Origin of the sequence: Ruegeria sp. HKCCD4315, assembly GCF_013112245.1 — a bacterium.
Classification (GTDB): domain Bacteria; phylum Pseudomonadota; class Alphaproteobacteria; order Rhodobacterales; family Rhodobacteraceae; genus Ruegeria.
This window is the reverse complement of sequence record NZ_WVRN01000001.1, coordinates 1278823-1297366: the sequence shown is the minus strand read 5'-3', so window position 1 is coordinate 1297366 and position 18544 is coordinate 1278823. Positions and strand designations below refer to the sequence as shown.

Genomic DNA, 18544 nt, shown 5'->3' with positions numbered 1-18544 from the left:
TTAAGCTTGGTTTGAGCGCAAACCTCGCTACTCTCGGCCTGATCACAACGACCGGAGACACACATGCGCCGTGCCTTGCCTTTTGCCCTGCTTCTGACGACAGTTATTCCGGCTCTGGCCGATCTGCCACAGCCGCAAGGCCATGTGTTGCTGACGCTGGGCGGCGCTGTCAGCGAAACAAACCTGCCAGCGCGCGGTGAGAATGACGGCGGCTTGCTAGGATACCTCGAAGTCACACATGACGGCGCTGCCGGATTTGATGCGGCCATGCTGGATGCGCTGCAACAGGTTGAAATCACCATCCCCTATGGCTCTCCGGGCAATCAACGAGATTATACGTTCTCGGGCCCCCTTCTTTCAGAAGTCATGATCATGGCTGGTGCCGAAGGTAAATCAGCGCTGCCCATGGCTTTGGACGGGTATCAGGCCGAAATCGCGTGGGACAGCATCACCACCCATAAACCAATCATCGCCACGCACGCCGATGGTTCACCCATGGGGATCGGAGGGTACGGCCCCACGATGATCGTATTCCCGCCAACAGACGACGCTGACCAATCGGCGGAACAAGCGGGGCAGCAAGTCTGGGCCATAGCTTACATCGCTGTAGAGTGATCAGCCCGTCAGCCGGGCGTGATCCTGCAGAGCAAACCGGTCGGTCATACCCGCAATGTAGTCCGAAACAATACGCGCCAAGGCGGTCTCATCCTTGGCAGCTTCAATGTCATTGTGCCAGCGCGCAGGCATCTGTTTCGGATCATTCAGATAAATGGGGAACAGGTCCTCAACAATCGTTGCGACTTCGGCCCGGACCTTCATGACACTTGGGGCACGATACATCCGGGTAAACAGAAACGCCCTGATTTCGCGAAGTTGCGCCCAGACCCCGTGTGAAAACTGTATGACGGGATAGCCCAGATGGCGGATATCCTCGACAGACTGCGCCCCCGAGTTTTCAATCAGGTCACGGGACGTGTTGATAACGTCAGACACCATAACGCCAAACACCCGCCGCAGCGCTTCGTGACGCTGCCGATACGGGTCAAGGTTTGGATATTTTGCGTCTACTTCCGCGTAACACTGCCCAACAATGGGCATGTCGCGCAGATCATCGTCTTTGAACAAGCCTGCCCGCAACCCATCCAGCAGGTCGTGATTGTTGTAAGCGATGTCGTCAGACAGCGCCGCCACCTGCGCCTCGGCGCTGGCATGGGTGTGGAGTTCAAGATCGAATCCCTCATTGCACTCGGCCAGCGCCCAGGGCAGTTCTCCGACTACCGGGCCGTTATGTTTGGCGATCCCTTCCAGACATTCCCATGTCAGGTTGCAGCCGTCGAACTCGGCGTAGTGGCGCTCTAACCGCGTCACAATCCGAATGGCCTGAGCGTTGTGGTCAAAGCCACCATAGCGCTCCATCAAGGCATGTAAGGCGTCTTCACCAGTATGACCAAACGGCGTGTGCCCCAGATCATGGGCCAAAGCCACAGCCTCGGTGAGTTCTGGGTTCAGACCCAACGCCCCGGCGATGGTCCGCGCCACCTGCGCCACTTCTATGGAATGGGTCAGGCGCGTGCGATAGCTGTCGCCCTCATGCTCGACAAAGACCTGTGTCTTGTGCTTGAGCCGCCGAAATGCGCTGGCATGAATGATCCTGTCCCGATCGCGTTGAAAGCATGACCGGAAGCTGCTCTCTTCCTCAGGTACCAGCCGCCCTCTTGCGCGGTCCGGGTCCGAGGCAAAACTCGCTCTGACCAAAGGTCTAGTCCTTGTCGCCTGTCCTCGAGTTCCATATATTGTAGGATGCTGAGGAAATAAACCTTTGGAGAGCGGCATGAATCTGCCCCCTACAGTCACTGATCGCGCTTTTGAACGTCTGGCCGAAATTGGCGCGGCGGATCAGGGCCAGGCTCTGCGTGTTGCAGTGGAAGGCGGCGGTTGCTCGGGCTTTCAGTACGAAATCGCGCTGGACACCCCTAAAGAGGATGACCTGATCCTTGAAGGCAATGGTCAGAAAGTCATCGTTGATGCGATCTCGCTGCCTTTCCTGGAAAATGCGGTCATCGACTTCACTCAAGAGCTGATCGGCGCGCGTTTTGTGATCGACAATCCCAACGCAACCTCTTCCTGTGGATGCGGCACATCTTTTTCGATGTAAGCGCCGCGGGGGCTTTGCCCCCACACCCCCAAGGTATTTTTAGCCAGATGAAGCAGGGATCCGCTCTCTGACCCAACGATCAGAGAGCTTCACCTGGCGCGGTCATTGGCGCCTCCGCCTGTACCGCCTCAAAACCATCGAGTGAATGGGTTAAGGATCCGTTTCTACATCTGGCCAAATTACCTCGGAGCGCGAGGCAGAGCCTCGCAAACCCCACCGCCACCTTGCCGCTGGGTTCATTCTGAGCGATAGGTTGCCAAAGGCTTCGGAGGATCGCGCATGAAAATCGCCACATTCAACATCAACGGCATCAAAGCGCGGGCCGAAGCCCTTCCCCGTTGGCTGGACGACGGGCAACCTGACGTCGTTCTTTTGCAAGAAATCAAATCCATCGACGAGAACTTCCCCCGCGAAATGTTTGAAGAGCGTGGATATAACGTGGAAACCCACGGGCAAAAGAGTTTCAATGGCGTGGCCATCCTGTCGAAACTGCCATTGGAAGATGTCTCGCGCGGTCTGCCGGGTGACGAAGAAGACGAGCAAGCTCGCTGGATCGAAGCCACGGTTATCGGAAAAAAAGCGCTGCGGCTCTGCGGCCTGTACCTGCCCAATGGCAATCCCGTGCCTGGCCCGAAATACGACTATAAGCTGTCGTGGATGGAACGACTGTATCAACGCGCGCGTGACCTGCTGGACAGTGAAGAGCCAGCCCTGATGGCGGGTGACTACAATATCATCCCGCAGGCCGAAGATGCCAAACGTCCTGAGGCATGGCGGGAGGACGCCCTTTTCCGGCCCGAAAGCCGCGCGGCGTTTCGCAAGATCCTGAACCTTGGGTTTACCGAGGCATTCCGGGCCACGACCCAAGGCCCCGGGCATTATTCGTTCTGGGATTATCAGGCCGGTGCCTGGAACCGAAATGACGGCATTCGGATCGACCATTTCCTCTTGACCCCTCAGGCTGCGGATCTGATGCGCGATTGCCGGATCGACTTTGAAATCCGTGGACATGAAAAGCCTTCGGATCACGTGCCGGTCTGGGTTGATTTGGACCTGTAGTCCCTCAGGCCGTCGGATCGTAGCTGTAAATCCACTCGTATCGTTGCGCGAGCCTTGGACCAAGCGCCATCAAAGCGGCCTGTGCAGCTAGGCGCATTGGGCCCCTGAGATGAAAGTTCCGCGCGTTTGATCCCGCTGCAGCAACGACTTTTCGCGCGCGTGCTTTGCGCGCACTTTCGTATGCAGCCAACGCCTGTGCGACACCCGACTGCGCCTCGAAGGCGCGTGCAAGACACCATGCATCCTCCAGTGCCAAGCAAGCTCCTTGCGCCATGAAGGGCAGCGTCGGGTGCGCCGCATCCCCCAGCAGGGCAAGGCGACCGTTTTGCCATTTCTCGGCAACCGGGCGCAGGAACAAAGCCCAAATGTTGACATTCTGGACTTGCGCCAAAATATCGCCCACTTCCCCGCTAAAGTCCGCGAAGCGTGCACGCAGATCAACTGGATCGCCCTCCAGACGCCAGCCTTCCTCATGCCAGTCTGACCGTTCTTCGATCGCTACGATGTTCATCTGGCTTTGGTCGCGCAAAGGATACGTCACCACGTGACGTCCGGGGCCCATTGTCAGCGCTGCGCGCGGCATCTGCTCGGGACGGTTCCATGGAATCGTGGCCCGCCATGCGACTTGATGGGTGAAGGCTGGTGTTTCGGGCCCGTTGAGGATCGGCCGGATCGCGCTGCGTCCACCGTCTGCCGCAATGGCACATTCGGCCCGCAGCCTTTCGCCGCCTTCCAGAACGATCTCGGCCTCTCCGGGGTGTTTGCGCACTTCCGTAACGCGTGATCCTAGACGCAGTTCCACTCCGGCGCGCAACGCGGCCGTGTGCAGTAAATCAAGCAGGTCAGCGCGGTGGTAGTAATATGTTGATCCTGCGGCGGGACTGGGTACGCGGCTGATCACCCGCCCTTTCCGATAATCACGCAGAACTGTGCCAAACGATTTTTGCCCTAAAGCAGGCCTGCCCTCTGCAACGCCAAGAGCCCTCAGCACAGCCGTGCCATTGGCGCTGATTTGCAGACCTGCTCCGACTTCGGTCAGTTCGGCAGCCTGTTCAAGCACAGTGACCTGTGCGCCCCTGACTTGCAGTGCTAGCGCGGTGGCCAGACCTCCGATGCCGCCACCAATCACGCAGAATTTCAAACCATGGATATTCATGCCCCCGCCTTAACGCAAAAACGCCGGAGCCACAGGCCCCGGCGCTTAAGTTTTTAACCCCAAACCGGCGATCAATCGTCGCGGTGGACCTTTTCGCGGCGCTCGTGACGTTCTTGTGCCTCAAGCGTCATGGTGGCAATGGGACGCGCGTCCAGACGTTTCAGCGAGATCGGGTCGCCGGTCTTTTCGCAATACCCGTATTCCCCTTCGTCGATCCGGCGCAGGGCCGAGTCGATCTTGGCGACCAGCTTACGCTGACGATCCCGTGTACGCAGTTCCAGCGCACGGTCGGTTTCCTCGCTGGCGCGATCTGCGACGTCCGGAATGTTACGGGTGTTGTCCTGCAGCCCTTCAATCGTGTCGCGACTGCCTGCCAATAGTTCTGTCTTCCAATCCAGCAGCTTGCGCCGAAAATACTCAAGCTGACGATCATTCATGAAAGGTTCATCTTCGGCCGGACGGTAGTCCTCCGGCAGAAAAACTTCCTGCTTCATATTTGCTCCCTCGGTATGGCCAGAAACGTCGGTCGCGGTTGTTTCACCTGACATTTGGCTCTCCCTTCTGCGCAGCGTTTAGCCGACGGGCCGTGGAATGTCACTACACAAACTTTGCATCCACATTCGCCCACGCGGATTTGTCTAAATATGAGACAAACATCAAGAAAACCTTGTTTTTCTATGAAATTCAGCAGGCTTTTTTGGGGCGGCTAACTTAACGCCTTAACGTCGACTGCACGCGAATCAAGCAAAAGGGCTTGGAGATGCAGTAAAAATCCCGTTGTTCGACGCAGGGACGCGGGTTGTCAAAAACCTTGCCGCTCTGTAACCCGGAAAACACAGTTTGCCCGACCACGTCGCACAACCACATGAGAGGCCCATGACAGCACGTTTTCAAGGTACAGCCGAATATGTCGCCACAGACGATCTGACCATTGCCGTGAACGCAGCCGTCACACTCGAACGCCCTCTGCTGGTCAAAGGGGAACCCGGCACTGGCAAGACTGAGTTGGCCAAACAGGTGGCCGGCGCGTTGGGCGTACGGATGATCGAGTGGAACGTGAAATCCACCACCCGCGCGCAGCAGGGGCTGTATGAATATGATGCTGTCAGCCGCCTGCGCGACAGTCAGTTGGGCGAAGAGCGCGTGCATGACGTGTCGAACTATATCCGCAAGGGTAAGTTATGGCAGGCATTCGACGCCGATGAAAAGGTTGTTCTGCTGATCGATGAGATCGACAAGGCGGATATCGAATTTCCCAACGATCTTTTGCAGGAACTCGATAAGATGGAGTTCCATGTCTATGAGACCGGAGAAACAATCCGGGCCAAGAACCGCCCCATCGTCATCATCACTTCAAACAATGAAAAAGAGCTGCCCGACGCCTTTCTGCGCCGTTGCTTCTTTCACTATATCCGCTTCCCGGATGAGGCCACGATGCGCCGTATCGTCGAAGTTCACCACCCCGGCATCAAAGACGCGCTTTTGACCACGGCGCTCACCCAGTTCTATGAAATCCGTGAGACACAGGGTTTGAAGAAAAAACCTTCAACCTCAGAAGTTCTGGACTGGCTGAAGCTGTTGCTGGCCGAAGACCTGAGCGCCGAAGACCTCAAGCGCGACGGGGCCAGCGCCCTGCCCAAATTGCACGGAGCGTTGCTTAAAAATGAGCAGGATGTGCATTTGTTCGAACGCCTGGCCTTCATGGCACGCGGCAAACGGTAGCTGAAACCTGAACATTTGGTGATCTTGGCTTGCGTTGCTGCACCCCGGCTGTCAGCATCGCGAAAGTGACAGGCTCAACCTCACAGAATTGGATAGATCGCTTGGCGAACACATTGAAAATCCGCCCACTTCAAGCCGAAGACAAGGATCAGTGGGCTGACATGTGGCGGGACTATCTAGCGTTCTATGAAACCACGCTGCCCGCAGAGGTGTACGAGACGACATTCTCAAGACTGTTGGGTGATGATCCGCAGGATTTTTCATGTTTTGTCGCCGAGCAGGATGGCAATCTGGTCGGGTTGACGCATTACCTGTTTCACAGCCACGCATGGAAAGTGGAAAAGGTCTGCTATCTTCAAGACCTGTTCGCCCGCCCCGAAGCCCGTGGAACAGGCGCGGGCCGTGCGTTGATCCAGGCGGTGTATGACGAGGCTGACCGGCAAGGTGCCCCGTCTGTCTATTGGCTGACACAGGAGTTCAACAAAACCGCGCGCCAGCTCTATGACCGCATCGGAACGGTCACGCCATTTATCAAGTATTCCCGCACATGATGCGTTGGTCCGCTCTTGTTCTGGCGTTGTTTGCGGCGGGCTGTACAACTGTAGAAACCATTCAAACGGTTCCGGTGTCAGACGAGGTTCGCTCGGTTGAGGCGACATTGCCTCCGACCAAGACCTTTGGTGCTCCGCGGCCCTGGCCACCTGCCCGATCCAACAAGAACATCGCCGAAGACTTTGTGGCATTGCATTTCGCGTTAGAAAGCGGGGCCGCGCTGCCCGTGTTCACCCGGTTTGAAACACCGGTCACAGTAAGGCTGACAGGTTCACCCACCGCCAGCATGCAACAGGATCTGACACGACTGCTGAACCGCCTGAAACGCGAAGCCGGGATCAATATCCGGCAGATCCGTGAGGGTCAGGCCAATATCACGATCGAGGCAGTCAGCCAGGAAGACATCCTGCGCATTCTGCCCAATGCAGCCTGTTTCGTGGTTCCAAACGCCTCAAGCCTGGACGAATACCGCCGTGACCGCCGCAAGGCGAAAAGCAGTTGGACCGAACTGCGCCAACGCGAACGGCTTGGCATTTTCATCCCTTATGATGTCAGCCCACAAGAAATACGGGACTGCCTGCATGAAGAGCTGGCCCAGGCCCTTGGGCCGTTGAATGACCTCTATCACCTGCCGGATTCTGTGTTCAACGACGACAACATCCACACCGTTCTGACCGGGTTTGACATGTTGATCCTGCGTGCCGCTTATGCGCCCGAACTGCGCACGGGCATGAGCCGCGAAGAAGTTACCGCCGTGATCCCCGGGGTACTGAGCCGCCTGAACCCGCGCGGCAATCGGCTGGCTGCGCAACCTGCAACCGAAACTCCACGTGAATGGATCGACGCCATCCAGAAATCGCTGGGGCCTGGGCCCGGTTCGCCCCGGCAAATGCGGGCAGCCAGAAAAGCAGCAAGCATCGGTCAACGACTGGGATGGACGGACCACCGCCGCGGTTACCCCCACTACCTGATGGGTCGGATGGAGCAGTTCCGAAATCCGAACGAAGCGCTGCGCCAGTTCCAGATTGCTCAGCAGTTTCTGAAGGCAACGCCTGGAACCGAAGTTCACCAGGCCTATGTGACCACTCAGACCGCTGCATTTGCTTTGGCTCAAAACCAGGGGCCCCGCGTCTTGCCTGAACTGAACAACGCCATTGACGTGATGACCCGCGCCGAAAACGCCTCGATTTTAGCTACGTTGCTTCTGTTGAAGTCCGAAGCTTTGAAACAGTCCGGACAGCTTCAACAGGCCCGTTCGGTCAGGCTGGACAGCATTGGTTGGGCGCGATACGGGTTCGGCTCGGAACTGGTGGCCCAATCTTTGATTGAAAGTGCAGGCCAGCGGAGTTCCAGCAGCACGACAGACGGGTGAAACGCATATGGTGGTAGTTTTGGGAATGGCGATCCTGGGGGCAATCCTGGGCGCTTTGACCGCGAAGAGACGCAATGGCAACGGGGCCGACATGGCGCAATATGCGGCAGGCTACGGGATCGCGTTTGCGCTGGTCGGGTTAATAATATCGCTCGTTCTGGTCCGCTTGGTGGTATAGCGCGATGTTTCTGCCCTTCTTCGAAAACCTCCGCAAAGCTGGAATTCCGGTCTCGCTCCGAGAATACCTGACTTTTCTGGAGGGCATGAAAAAGGGTCTCGCCACTTATGATGTCGAAGCGTTTTATTACCTCGCGCGTGTGTCGATGGTGAAAGATGAACGCAACATCGACAAGTTTGACCGCGCTTTTGCTGCCAGCTTCGAAGGGCTGAATGAGATCAGTTTCGATCAGGTTCTGGAAGCCGTGGATATCCCTGGCGACTGGCTGGCCAAGATGGCCGAAAAGCACCTGTCGGATGAGGAAAAAGCCGAGATTGAAGCGCTTGGCGGGTTTGATAAGCTGATGGAAACCCTGCGCGAGCGGCTCAAGGAACAACAGGGCCGCCATCAAGGGGGCAACAAGTGGATTGGCACAGCCGGAACCTCTCCATTTGGGGCCTACGGGTATAACCCCGAAGGCGTCCGCATCGGTCAGAAGGAAAGCCGCCATCAGCGCGCCGTAAAGGTCTGGGACAAGCGGGAATTCAAAAACTTAGACGACACAGTTGAACTGGGCACACGCAACATCAAGGTCGCCTTGAAACGGCTGCGCCGCTGGGCCCGTGAAGGCGCGGCTGAAGAGCTGGATCTGGACGGCACCATCCGCGCCACGGCTGAACATGGCTATCTGGACGTCAAGACCCGCCCCGAGCGTCACAACGCGGTCAAGGTGCTGCTGTTTCTGGACGTGGGCGGATCAATGGACCCGCACATCAAGGTGGTCGAAGAACTGTTTTCCGCTGCCCGAACCGAGTTCAAGCATCTGGAATATTACTACTTCCACAACTGCCTTTATGAAGGTGTTTGGCGCGACAATCGCCGTCGCTGGGATCAACAGACCCCCACGCACGAAGTGCTGCGCACCTATGGCGGTGACTACAAATGCATCTTCGTCGGCGACGCCTCGATGAGCCCGTATGAAATCGCCTATCCCGGCGGTGCCAACGAACACTGGAATCAGGAAGCCGGACAAGTCTGGCTGCAACGGGCGCGCGAACAGTGGGCATCCAACCTTTGGATCAATCCAGTGCCCGAGAAATATTGGGAATACACCCATTCCATTGGGATGATCCGAGAGATTTTCGAGGATCGTATGGTGCCCATGACACTGGCCGGCCTGGAACAGGGCATGAGGGAACTTACGCGGTAGCCAAAGCAAGCCCCCAAGCGCCGCCTTATTGTTTCCGAATTATGAACAGATTTGAAAGATAGGCGCGCAAATGCGCCGATTGTTTGCGAGTTCCGTACTAAAGCGGCCTCAAGGCTCGCCGATCTTCAGTTTCATGTTAATGTGCAAGCGGGTCAAAGCTTGGGGGCAGACATGACCAACCGCAAATTAAGAAATCTTCTTGCGTCCGTGGCAACCGCCATTTCATTGATCGTTACGTTCGGGGCGGCCGCGACATTTGCACTTGCGCCGGATACAGCTTTTGCAAAGAACGGCAAAGGGAATGGGAATTCTGGGAAAGCAGACAATGGGGGCGGATCCAAAGGAAAAGGGAATTCGTCAAGGGGATCGCAGGCCGACGGCGGTGGCAAAGGAAACTCCTCAAAAGGATCCCATGCCAGTAGTGGTGGGAAAAACAAATCCAAGGGCAAATCCTCAGCTTCGGGGAAAGGTGCCGGAGCGAAAAAGCAACACGCGGCCAAGACAAAAAAGTCTAAATCTATCGCTGGAGGAAACCAAAAAGCTCGGCGGGTCTCACTTGGCGAATTTGGGCGAGAGTTCAAGAAGGATGTACGGCAGCTGTTTGGCAAACAGCCCACAAAGAAGTCCAACGGCAAGTCCGCAAAAATGACACGCGCATACAAGACCGTTTCAGTGAAACCGGTCGAACGTTCTTTACGTCCTGTTGTACGATATGATGTTGCTCCTGACTTGGATGGCCGCAAAAAACACCGCTATCACGACCCTTTGGTTGCTGCGATTACCGATCCTTACGGTTCGGATAAGCTGCGCAATCTGAATGCGTCGAAAGCGGCGGCTCCTGCCTTCCAGAACGCTGCAGCCAACAGCAATGTTGGGAAAATCGCCACTTATCAGGCTGCTGCCGCGGAATATTACGATTTGCGTGGGCAGTTGTATGACACGAGACGCGATTTGCTAGATCTGAACGAAAGCTATGACGGGCGAACCAGCGACCAAATTGCCGACGACATCGCAGCGCTTGATCCGAATGATCCGGATTATGACAGCAAACGCGAAGCTCTGGAATCCGAATTGCAGGACGCTGAAACATATGAGGAAACACGCGACGGATTGCGCGCCGATCTGAAAGACCTGCGGTATCAGACAAATGATGCGCTGCAAGAGGCAGAAGACGCGTTCTTTGACGCCTCCAAAGGGCGTTCCCTGACCAAAGATACTTTGGGAGATTTCCATGACAATCTTGGGCTTCCGCAACCCAAGAACCGTTACAAAGACGATGTGACTGTGCAACCGGTGCCTTACGATCCAAGCTATCATCAGTATTCTCAGACCCATAACTACAACCCGAAAGAAACCGAATTCCAACTTCGCCATAAGACGCCTTATAACGGTAAGAAACACCGCTATCATGACCCGCTGGTTGCTGAGATCACCGATCCTTACGGTTCGGACAAGCTGCGCAATCTGAATGCATCGAAAGCGGCGGCCCCAGCCTTCCAGAACGCTGCAGCCAACAGCAATGTTGGGAAAATCGCCACTTATCAGGCAGCGGCGACCGAATATTACGACTTGCGCGGGCAGTTATATGACGCACGGCGTGATTTGCGGGATCTGAACGAAAGCTACGACGGGCGAAGTAGCGACCAGATTGCCGATGACATCGCAGCGCTCGATCCCGGTGACCCGGACTACAACGAGAAACTCGATGCGTTGGAAAACGAACTGCGGGACGCACAGACCTTTGAGGAGGCACAGGACGCTCTGCGCGCTGATGTGAGAGATTTGAGAACGGATAGCCTGGTCGCGCAAAAAGAGGCTGAACACGCATTTTTTGAAGCCTCCAAGGGTTCCACACTGACAATCGAAACTCTGGCTGACCTACATGAAAACCTGAAGCTTCCTGCACCCCGGAAGTGATCATAGCCTGGGCAGTACAAAACGGTATTGAAGCGTCTGGCAGGGCCATTGTGCCTTGCCGAACTCGCGATGAAGAACCATATCTGGGCTATGATCAAACTCACCCCGATCTTTCTGGCCGTTTTGTATGGCCTTGCGATGTACCGGATATCCGTCTGGCGCACCCACCGAGAGCTGGACGCAAAGTCGACCGAACTGGCCGACCCCGCGCTGAAACGCATGACGGACCGGCTGGCCGCTGCTTTGGGTATCGATCGGGTACCGGTTTACATCTATGAGATCGACCCGGTGAATGGGTTGGCCGCCCCAGACGGGCGGATTTTCATTACGCGGGGGTTCTATCGCAAGTTTCGCAATGGCGAAGTTTCAGCCGAGGAAATGGCCAGTGTCATCGCGCATGAGTTGGGGCATGTGGCGCTGGGGCACGCACGTCGACGGATGATTGATTTTTCCGGTCAGAACGCGATGCGGACGGCGTTGATACTGGTCCTGAACCGGTTCATCCCGTTCATCGGTGCGATGATTGCCAATGCTTTGACCGCTCTTTTGGCCTCGCGCCTGTCACGTGGGGATGAGTATGAGGCCGACGAATATGCCGCAGCTTTGTTGACCAAGGCCGGGATCGGAATTGGACCGCAGAAATCACTGTTTCACAAGTTGGAGGACCTGACGCAGCAACGCGCCGGTGTCGTTCCGGCGTGGTTGATGAGCCACCCCAAGACGGACGAGCGGATTGCAGCGTTGGAAGCTCTTGAGCAGCGTTGGGAACGTGGCTGAGGGTGCGCAGCGAGAGGCCAGCCTCTCGCGCTCTCCGAGGTATTTTTAGCCAGACGAAGATAGATCCCGTTTACGTGGTAAGGGCTTTGCCCAATCGGGGAAAGCGGGCTTTTTTCATCAATGCGCGCAACGTCCATTGAACACCTGAGAGACGGTTGGCCTCGGCAAGGACCTGAGCCGCGAGTGCGTTCATCCCGGTTGCGTCTGCTTGCCAGAAACCGTGAAGCAGACTGTCAGGGTCGACGCGATCAAGCCCTTCTTCGGCTAGGATATTTCTGGGGAAATCTTTCGCATTCACCGTCACGATTACATCGGCGGACGCAGCAATTGCGGTGGCCAATACATGAATGTCAGCAGCATCAGGCAGCCAAAGGCGGTTTTGCAGTCCCTCGTTCGGCGCGCGCTCGGCATCGGGCCAATTGGCTTGTGTCAGTGCGATTTCGGCACGGGCTTGTGCCTCACCCGTTGGGCCAAGTTTGCGGGCGGCGCGGGCCCATTCCTCGAGGATACGTGCAGACCAAATCGGGGTGAAATGACCCAGACGCGCGGCCCCCAACAACATCTCGCGCATCACCGTGGGGTAGATCACGCAGGTGTCGAGCACGGCTTTCATAGGCGATAGAACACCGCTTTGAGATAGCCGCTTTCCGCCAGTTGCGGCAATTGCGGGTGATCCGGGCCCGCAAACCCGGTATGGATCAGTTGTGCCTGCCGTCCGGCCCGACCGATCCCGCGGGATGAGGCATCGCGGAATCGCCCCAGATCAGCGGCGTGTGAACATGAGCACAGCCCCAGGTAACCGCCGGATTTGACCAGAGGTGCGGCCAATCGGGCGATCCGCTCATAGGCGCGCAGCCCTGCATCCAGCGCTTGTTTCGACGGCGCAAAAGCGGGCGGGTCGCAGATCACGACGTCAAACTGCGCGCCCTCTTCCCCCAATTGGGTCAACACGTCGAACGCGTCGCCTTGCCGGGTTTGGAACTTGTCAGCAAGGCCCGAAGCCTCAGCACCCTTTGCCGCCAACTCCAGTGCGGCGGCAGAGCCATCCACAGACAGCGCCTGCCCAGCACCGCCTGCCAGCATGGCGAGACCAAAGCCGCCTACATGGCTGAAGACGTCCAACACGTGCGCTCCGGGATGAACAAGCCGCGCAGCGAAGGCATGATTGGGACGCTGGTCATAGAACAGGCCGGTTTTCTGCCCGCCGGTCAGATCGGCCATATAGGTCGCGCCATTCATCGGCACCGGCAGGGGTGCATCGGGTGCGGTGCCGCGCAGGGTTAGGTTGACATCGTCCAGCCCCTCCAGCCCGCGCGTGCGACCCGAGGCGTTCTTTAGAACCGTGGTCACGCCAGTGACCCTGACCAGAGCATCTGTCAGCAGGTCCAGATGCGCCTCGGCCCAGGCCGCGTTCGGTTGGATAACGCAGGCGTCTCCAAAACGGTCGATGATCACGCCGGGAAAGCCATCCGCCTCGGCATGGATCAGGCGGTAATACGGCGCGTCAAACAGGCGTTCGCGCATCTCAAGAGCGCGCCGCAGGCGGGTTTCGAACCACGCGGCGTCAAGCTGCGCGTCAATATCCCGGTCCAGCACCCGGCACATGATCTTGGACTCGGGGTTGACCGCCACCAGCGCGATGGGCGCGCGTTTTTCATCCTCAAGCACGGCCAGTGCACCGGCAGGGATTTTACGGGTACGGCGGTCGGTGACGATGTCGTTGGCATAGACCCAAGGGAAGCCATGACGCAGGCCGCGCGCATTGGCTTTGGGTTTCAGGCGGATACGGGGGCGGTCGGCAGATTGGGTCATGGCGCCCTCATAGTCATGAACGCGGCGGTCGAAAACCCCTAGCGGTTACGGGATCGCCATCCGCCTCGGCGTTTGGGGGTCTGAGCCGCCTGAAGACCCTCGCTCAGGACTTGTGTCATGGGATGATCGGGGTTTTGGTCCACGTAGCCCGCGTGCAATTCCGCCAGCGCTGTATTCTGATCGCGATCGGCAGGCAGGCTGAGCGCCCAGTCCAGAAAAATACTGCGGCATTCGGGCAAGGTGATGCCCTCAATGCGATAGGCTTCAAGGATCAGACCCTTGTGGTCGTTGGGATCAGTGCTGCGCGCCATCTTCGCCCCCTTTGATCACGCCTCCGATCAGATCGGCTGCGGTCGTGTAACTGTCCTGCAATGCCGCCTGCAGCGCCTCGACCTGTTCGAACCCGGTTGCGCGGCATAGAAACGCGGTGCCACCCTCACCGATCTTGTCCGCTTCGATGACCTTGCCCGACAGTAGGCGGGCGGCACATTGCACGGACCAGCATAAATCATAGCATTCTTTCAGCGATTGCGCCTGCGCGACATTCAGCAATCCGGCTGCGACGGCCCCATCCAGACCCGACGATACATCACGCTGCGCCGAGCCGGCCAGCAAAGCGCCGGTCTCGGCCATCAGTTCGATGTCCATCAGACGCCCCGGTCCGTTCTTGGCATCCCAGATGCCCGCAGGTGCCTTGGCGGCGGCGAGGCGCGCGCGCATCTCTGCCACTTCGCGCAGGACTTTAGCCTGTTCTCGTGGGTGAGACAGGAATTCAGCCCGGAAGGATTCAATGTCCTCAGCCAGCCCCGCGTCACCCGCGACGACATGCGCGCGAGTCAGGGCCAGATGCTCCCACACCCAGGCTTCGTTTTGCTGATAGTTGGTAAAACTGGCCCAGCTTGTTGCCACCGGCCCCTGATTGCCCGAGGGGCGCAATCGCATGTCGACCTCATACAAACGCCCTTGCGACATGGGGGCCGAGAGTGCGGTGATCAGCGCCTGCGTAAACCTTGCGTAATATGTCCGCGCGGCCAATGGGCGCGGGCCATCCGACATCTCTTGGTCCAAGGGATCATAGATCACGATCATGTCCAGATCGGATTGCGAGTTGATCCGCCCTGCCCCAAGTGAGCCCATGCCCAGAATAGCCGCCCCGCGCCCCGGCGCAGGACCATGTTTGCGGGCGAAGTTTTCAGTGACGTGTGGGAGTATGGCTGCAATCACCGATTGAGCAAGCTGTGCGTATTGCTGACCGGCCTGTGCCCCGTCAATCAGGCCGCGCAGATGGTGCACACCAATACGGAAATGCCATTCTTTGCACCAGCGCCGCGCCAGATCGAGCTGAGTTTCATAGTCCGTTTCCTCTGAAAGGGCTTGTGCCAGTTCGGCCTGCAGCGCCTCTTGCCCCGGCCAATCGGTAAAGAAACTGCCCCCGATCACTGCGTCAAACACAGACGCATTGCGTGACAGGTGCGAAGCAAGCGCATGGGATGTGCCAACAATATCGACCAAGAGGTCAATCAGATGCGGGTTCGCTTCGAACAAGGAAAACAGCTGCACGCCGGCGGGAAGACCGGCCAGAAACCCGTCCAAGGCCATAAGCGCCTCGTCTGGCTTGGCCGTCTTGGCGAGGCGCGACAGCAATTCTGGCCGCAGACGTTCGAAAATCCGAGCACCTCGCTGGCTTCGCAACGCCGGATATGTCGTCCAACGCGCCAGTATCTTTTTGTCGAACTCGACATCCTGCGCAGGCGCGGGCGGTTGTGATTGGCCCGGAGCAAAGAACCCCTCGGTCAGTTCATGTACTTCGGTCAGGCGGTTCGTCAGGTCTTGCATCAAATCGGCGCTGCTGATCCCCATCAGGCACGCAACACGTTCGATCCCATCCGGCGTTTTGGGAACCTTGTGGGTCTGCGCATCGTGGATCATCTGAATGCGATGCTCGACCTCGCGATGCGCCCGGTAATGATCGGTCAGTTTCTCGGCTACGTCCTCTGGCACCCAGCCTTTTGACGCCAGCGCTGCCAGCCCCGGAACAGTCCCCCGCACCCGCAGGTCAGCATCCCGCCCACCTGCGATCAGTTGGCGGGTTTGAGTGAAAAACTCGATCTCTCGGATACCGCCCTGCCCCAGCTTCATGTCGTGGCCGGGGATTGACATGGACCCACCCGTACCTTTGTTTTCGCGGATACGCAGACGCATATCATGGGCGTCCTGAATGGCCGCAAAGTCCAGATGACGGCGCCAGACGAATGGGCGCAGGCTGTCCAAAAACCTTTGACCCGCAACCAGATCCCCGGCACAGGGTCGTGCCTTGATATAGGCTGCCCGTTCCCAGGTACGACCAAGGCTTTCATAATACCGTTCAGCCGCCTCCATCGCCATGCAGACCGGTGTCACGGCGGGATCAGGACGCAGCCTCAGATCGGTACGAAACACATACCCGTCCGCCGTCTTGTCGCTGAGCGTTGCGCAAAAGTTTCGCGTCGCCCGGACCATGCCCTGCCGGGCTTCGTAAAAATCATCTGGGTCAAAACGCGTCTCATCAAACAGGACTATCAGGTCAATGTCCGAGCTATAGTTCAGCTCATGCGCGCCCATCTTGCCCATCGCAAGAATGACCAGCCCAGCTGCGTTTTCGACATCATCTTCAGTCATTCCGGGCAGTTTCTTGCGCCGGATCAAAGCAGCGATCTCGGCCTTGGCCGCAACATCCGCAGCCAGGGCTCCGAAATCCGTCAGGGCCGCCGTGACCTTCTCTAACGGCCACGCACCTGCAATATCAGCCAAGGCGGTCAGCAGCGCCAAACGTCGCTTGGCCTGCCGCAAGCCGGGTTTCAACTGATCGGGCGGCAGATCACGCGCTGCAGCCATAACGTTCGCAAGGGCCTGATCCGGCTGCTCCAATGCCTCGGGCAACCAGCTTTTCTCACGCTCGATCAGACCTTTCAGATAAGGGCTGGACCCGGCAGTGCCCGCCACGAGCTCACCCATTTCCTGCGGCAAATCTGGCATAAGGGCCCGCGCTTCATCTCCTAAAGACGGATCAAAAGCACGTGGAAGTCGGGTAATGGCAAGTGCGTCAGTCATGCGCGCACCCTGCGCATCGCGGCGCGTCATCGTCAATGGGGCATTCTGATCAGACGTCCTGAACGGGTGTGTCCTGACTGAAACTGTTGACCCAGACGTCGTTCCTTCGTTCCCACAATGAGGAAATCAGCATCGCTTCGCGCTCTGTCGCACCGGGACGCAAGTAATCAGCCCTATAAGACAACAAAACGATATCCGATGTCAGAACCCGCAACCGCGCATCGCTCAGATCAAACTCCACCATCGTCGGAGAATCCGCGAATTGGCCAACATGATCATCGCGATTGGCAAACCCGGTTGGGTAAACCCCCAGAAAATCTGCACTCAGCAAAGCACGGTCTGCGCTTGCATTACCTTCGACCAACGCCATCCAGACCTGCTTTTCCAGATCAAGAATTTCATTCAACGCCGGAGCTGTCTTGTTTTCAGTCATATTCATGACCGCACCCTGCGATCAGAGGTGTTCAACGTCAACCGAGTTGCAGAATGTAAATCTTTTTCACATCACCCCTTGCATCACCAAAATGCATCCCCATCTAGACAATGTGAAAAGAATTTACATCAACCCTGGAGAGCTTTCATGACTGCACTGTCAGACCCCGCCGTCCCCGCAAATCCGGGATGGCTTTACCGAATTGAAGCCTGGCTGGACGACAAAGGCAAAGGGGCCTGGATCGCCGCCATGGTCCTTGGGTTCATCTTCTTCTGGCCCGTTGGCCTAGCCCTTCTGGCTTATATGATCTGGAGCAAACGCATGTTCAGCAAGTCCTGCAGCCGCCGCAAATCCTGGCACAGTCACATGAGCGCGATGAAACCTTCGGGTAACAGCGCCTTTGACGCCTACAAGGCTGACACCCTTGCCCGTCTGGAGCGCGAACAGCAGGATTTCGAAGCCTTCCTGCGCCGTCTGCGCGAGGCCAAGGACAAGGCCGAGTTCGACCAGTTCATGGACGAACGCGCCAGCGAGAACCACGAAGACGACGGCAAAGGCGCACCTGCCTGATAGCCCTTGCCCTGCCCCGATTCTTCGGGTCAGGGTGCCTCAACCCTATCTTTCGGACCTGACGAATGAACCACCTGCCCAACCCGGATACTCAACCAGAATTCTACAGCTCGGTTGCGACCAAGCGCTTTGTCGCGTGGTTGTTCGATATCGCCTTCATCTCGCTGCTGTGCATCGTGCCCGTCTTCCTGACATTCGGTGCGGGGCTGTTTTTCCTACCGCTGATTTATGCGGTGATCAGCTTTGCGTATCGGGTCATCACCATCTCGAACGGCTCAGCCACGCTGGGTATGCGCTTCATGGGCATCGAACTGCGCGACGCGTTTGGCGAACGTATGGATATGGGCAAAGCCATCGCACATACTGCCGGTTATTTCGTCAGCATGGCGTTTTTCGTGGTCCAGATCATTTCGGTCATCATGATGCTGACAAGCGCTCGCGGTCAGGGCCTGACCGACAGTTTCCTGGGGACTGTTATGATCAATCAAAGAGCGTGAGGCCCAACTGCGTGAATCACTTGGCGGTCTCGGGAACGGTTGTTATCATCTGTCCCGAGGCTAGA

The 18544-nt window shown here is 57.5% G+C and carries 21 protein-coding genes; 12 read left to right on the top strand and 9 right to left on the bottom strand.

Going from position 1 to position 18544, the window contains the following annotated elements:
• The first annotated feature begins 63 nt into the window (after positions 1–63).
• Positions 64–615, top strand: coding sequence for a hypothetical protein (locus tag GS646_RS06470; RefSeq protein WP_171183591.1), 552 nt, complete (start codon positions 64–66; stop codon positions 613–615).
• Here the strand turns inward: GS646_RS06470 and GS646_RS06465 are convergent, their stop codons facing one another.
• On the bottom strand, positions 616–1755 hold the full coding sequence (locus GS646_RS06465) for a deoxyguanosinetriphosphate triphosphohydrolase (protein ID WP_216600499.1): 1140 nt from the start codon (positions 1753–1755) through the stop codon (positions 616–618).
• A 76-nt stretch (positions 1756–1831) separates the two neighbouring features.
• Here GS646_RS06465 and GS646_RS06460 point away from each other — a divergent pair, with 76 nt between their 5' ends.
• Positions 1832–2155, top strand: a complete 324-nt coding sequence (locus tag GS646_RS06460; RefSeq protein ID WP_171183595.1) for an iron-sulfur cluster assembly accessory protein — start codon at positions 1832–1834, stop codon at positions 2153–2155.
• Between the two features lie 279 nt (positions 2156–2434).
• Entirely contained in the window at positions 2435–3214 is a 780-nt protein-coding gene (xth, locus tag GS646_RS06455; RefSeq protein WP_171183597.1) for an exodeoxyribonuclease III, read from the top strand.
• A 4-nt stretch (positions 3215–3218) separates the two neighbouring features.
• Here the strand turns inward: xth and GS646_RS06450 are convergent, their stop codons facing one another.
• Together GS646_RS06450 and dksA are read right to left on the bottom strand one after the other, a co-directional pair.
• Entirely contained in the window at positions 3219–4370 is a 1152-nt protein-coding gene (locus GS646_RS06450; protein ID WP_171183599.1) for an FAD-dependent monooxygenase, read from the bottom strand.
• Between the two features lie 71 nt (positions 4371–4441).
• Positions 4442–4864: an RNA polymerase-binding protein DksA gene (dksA, locus tag GS646_RS06445; protein ID WP_170354457.1), complete on the bottom strand. Its 423-nt coding sequence runs from the start codon at positions 4862–4864 to the stop codon at positions 4442–4444.
• A gap of 382 nt (positions 4865–5246) precedes the next feature.
• Between dksA and GS646_RS06440 the strand changes: the two genes are divergently transcribed.
• From GS646_RS06440 to GS646_RS06420, 5 genes are all read left to right on the top strand, one after another.
• Entirely contained in the window at positions 5247–6092 is an 846-nt protein-coding gene (locus GS646_RS06440) for a MoxR family ATPase (protein ID WP_171090569.1), read from the top strand.
• Positions 6093–6193: 101 nt separating this feature from the next.
• Positions 6194–6643, top strand: coding sequence for an N-acetyltransferase family protein (locus tag GS646_RS06435; protein WP_371732058.1), 450 nt, complete (start codon positions 6194–6196; stop codon positions 6641–6643).
• Positions 6640–8016, top strand: coding sequence for a DUF2927 domain-containing protein (locus GS646_RS06430; protein WP_171648455.1), 1377 nt, complete (start codon positions 6640–6642; stop codon positions 8014–8016). Before GS646_RS06435 ends, GS646_RS06430 begins: the two co-directional genes overlap by 4 nt.
• A 7-nt stretch (positions 8017–8023) precedes the next feature.
• A complete protein-coding gene (locus tag GS646_RS06425) occupies positions 8024–8194 on the top strand; it encodes a hypothetical protein (RefSeq protein ID WP_171183603.1) in 171 nt (56 codons plus the stop codon).
• Between the two features lie 4 nt (positions 8195–8198).
• Complete coding sequence (locus GS646_RS06420) at positions 8199–9383, top strand: VWA domain-containing protein (protein ID WP_171090575.1); 1185 nt, start codon at positions 8199–8201, stop codon at positions 9381–9383.
• Between the two features lie 152 nt (positions 9384–9535).
• On the opposite strand, the gene GS646_RS06415 is transcribed toward GS646_RS06420, so the two are convergent.
• The gene (locus GS646_RS06415; protein ID WP_171648456.1) at positions 9536–9826 is read right to left on the bottom strand and encodes a hypothetical protein; all 291 of its coding nucleotides are present in this window, start codon (positions 9824–9826) and stop codon (positions 9536–9538) included.
• A gap of 202 nt (positions 9827–10028) precedes the next feature.
• On the opposite strand from GS646_RS06415, the gene GS646_RS06410 reads away from it, so the two are divergent.
• Together GS646_RS06410 and GS646_RS06405 are read left to right on the top strand one after the other, a co-directional pair.
• Entirely contained in the window at positions 10029–11300 is a 1272-nt protein-coding gene (locus GS646_RS06410; protein WP_171678518.1) for a hypothetical protein, read from the top strand.
• 90 nt (positions 11301–11390) lie between these two features.
• Positions 11391–12077 carry a M48 family metallopeptidase gene (locus tag GS646_RS06405; RefSeq protein ID WP_171186231.1) on the top strand — a complete coding sequence of 229 codons (687 nt, stop codon included), beginning with the start codon at positions 11391–11393 and terminating at the stop codon, positions 12075–12077.
• 70 nt (positions 12078–12147) lie between these two features.
• Here GS646_RS06405 and GS646_RS06400 read toward each other — a convergent pair whose 3' ends face one another.
• From GS646_RS06400 to GS646_RS06380, 5 genes are read right to left on the bottom strand one after another with little or no spacing between them, the layout of a single operon-like run.
• Positions 12148–12690: an RSP_2648 family PIN domain-containing protein gene (locus GS646_RS06400; RefSeq protein ID WP_171647627.1), complete on the bottom strand. Its 543-nt coding sequence runs from the start codon at positions 12688–12690 to the stop codon at positions 12148–12150.
• Positions 12687–13889, bottom strand: a complete 1203-nt coding sequence (locus tag GS646_RS06395; RefSeq protein WP_171185740.1) for an RSP_2647 family RNA methyltransferase — start codon at positions 13887–13889, stop codon at positions 12687–12689. The genes GS646_RS06400 and GS646_RS06395 overlap by 4 nt, the downstream gene beginning before the upstream one ends.
• Before the next feature lie 38 nt (positions 13890–13927).
• A complete protein-coding gene (locus GS646_RS06390) occupies positions 13928–14200 on the bottom strand; it encodes a hypothetical protein (RefSeq protein WP_171185742.1) in 273 nt (90 codons plus the stop codon).
• Positions 14184–16979 (bottom strand): glutamine-synthetase adenylyltransferase, encoded by a 2796-nt coding sequence (locus GS646_RS06385; RefSeq protein WP_171647629.1) that lies wholly within the window; start codon positions 16977–16979, stop codon positions 14184–14186. Before GS646_RS06385 ends, GS646_RS06390 begins: the two co-directional genes overlap by 17 nt.
• Before the next feature lie 49 nt (positions 16980–17028).
• Positions 17029–17418, bottom strand: a complete 390-nt coding sequence (locus tag GS646_RS06380) for a nuclear transport factor 2 family protein (protein WP_171185745.1) — start codon at positions 17416–17418, stop codon at positions 17029–17031.
• A gap of 141 nt (positions 17419–17559) precedes the next feature.
• Here GS646_RS06380 and GS646_RS06375 point away from each other — a divergent pair, with 141 nt between their 5' ends.
• Both GS646_RS06375 and GS646_RS06370 read left to right on the top strand, forming a co-directional pair.
• Positions 17560–17982 carry a DUF2852 domain-containing protein gene (locus GS646_RS06375; protein ID WP_171647631.1) on the top strand — a complete coding sequence of 141 codons (423 nt, stop codon included), beginning with the start codon at positions 17560–17562 and terminating at the stop codon, positions 17980–17982.
• Between the two features lie 65 nt (positions 17983–18047).
• Entirely contained in the window at positions 18048–18479 is a 432-nt protein-coding gene (locus GS646_RS06370) for an RDD family protein (RefSeq protein WP_171090593.1), read from the top strand.
• The last annotated feature ends 65 nt before the right edge of the window (positions 18480–18544 follow it).

Bases quoted from the DNA above. Each gene is read 5' to 3' on its own strand.
- xth (WP_171183597.1), top strand. From the start codon at position 2,435: ATGAAAATCGCCACATTCAACATCAACGGCATCAAAGCGCGGGCCGAA.
- GS646_RS06405 (WP_171186231.1), top strand. From the start codon at position 11,391: ATGATCAAACTCACCCCGATCTTTCTGGCCGTTTTGTATGGCCTTGCG.
- GS646_RS06425 (WP_171183603.1), top strand. From the start codon at position 8,024: ATGGTGGTAGTTTTGGGAATGGCGATCCTGGGGGCAATCCTGGGCGCT.
- GS646_RS06450 (WP_171183599.1), bottom strand. From the start codon at position 4,370: ATGAATATCCATGGTTTGAAATTCTGCGTGATTGGTGGCGGCATCGGA.
- GS646_RS06410 (WP_171678518.1), top strand. From the start codon at position 10,029: ATGACACGCGCATACAAGACCGTTTCAGTGAAACCGGTCGAACGTTCT.
- GS646_RS06400 (WP_171647627.1), bottom strand. From the start codon at position 12,690: ATGAAAGCCGTGCTCGACACCTGCGTGATCTACCCCACGGTGATGCGC.
- GS646_RS06380 (WP_171185745.1), bottom strand. From the start codon at position 17,418: ATGAATATGACTGAAAACAAGACAGCTCCGGCGTTGAATGAAATTCTT.
- GS646_RS06440 (WP_171090569.1), top strand. From the start codon at position 5,247: ATGACAGCACGTTTTCAAGGTACAGCCGAATATGTCGCCACAGACGAT.
- GS646_RS06375 (WP_171647631.1), top strand. From the start codon at position 17,560: ATGACTGCACTGTCAGACCCCGCCGTCCCCGCAAATCCGGGATGGCTT.
- GS646_RS06420 (WP_171090575.1), top strand. From the start codon at position 8,199: ATGTTTCTGCCCTTCTTCGAAAACCTCCGCAAAGCTGGAATTCCGGTC.
- GS646_RS06470 (WP_171183591.1), top strand. From the start codon at position 64: ATGCGCCGTGCCTTGCCTTTTGCCCTGCTTCTGACGACAGTTATTCCG.
- GS646_RS06430 (WP_171648455.1), top strand. From the start codon at position 6,640: ATGATGCGTTGGTCCGCTCTTGTTCTGGCGTTGTTTGCGGCGGGCTGT.
- GS646_RS06370 (WP_171090593.1), top strand. From the start codon at position 18,048: ATGAACCACCTGCCCAACCCGGATACTCAACCAGAATTCTACAGCTCG.
- dksA (WP_170354457.1), bottom strand. From the start codon at position 4,864: ATGAAGCAGGAAGTTTTTCTGCCGGAGGACTACCGTCCGGCCGAAGAT.
- GS646_RS06395 (WP_171185740.1), bottom strand. From the start codon at position 13,889: ATGACCCAATCTGCCGACCGCCCCCGTATCCGCCTGAAACCCAAAGCC.
- GS646_RS06385 (WP_171647629.1), bottom strand. From the start codon at position 16,979: ATGACTGACGCACTTGCCATTACCCGACTTCCACGTGCTTTTGATCCG.
- GS646_RS06390 (WP_171185742.1), bottom strand. From the start codon at position 14,200: ATGGCGCGCAGCACTGATCCCAACGACCACAAGGGTCTGATCCTTGAA.
- GS646_RS06460 (WP_171183595.1), top strand. From the start codon at position 1,832: ATGAATCTGCCCCCTACAGTCACTGATCGCGCTTTTGAACGTCTGGCC.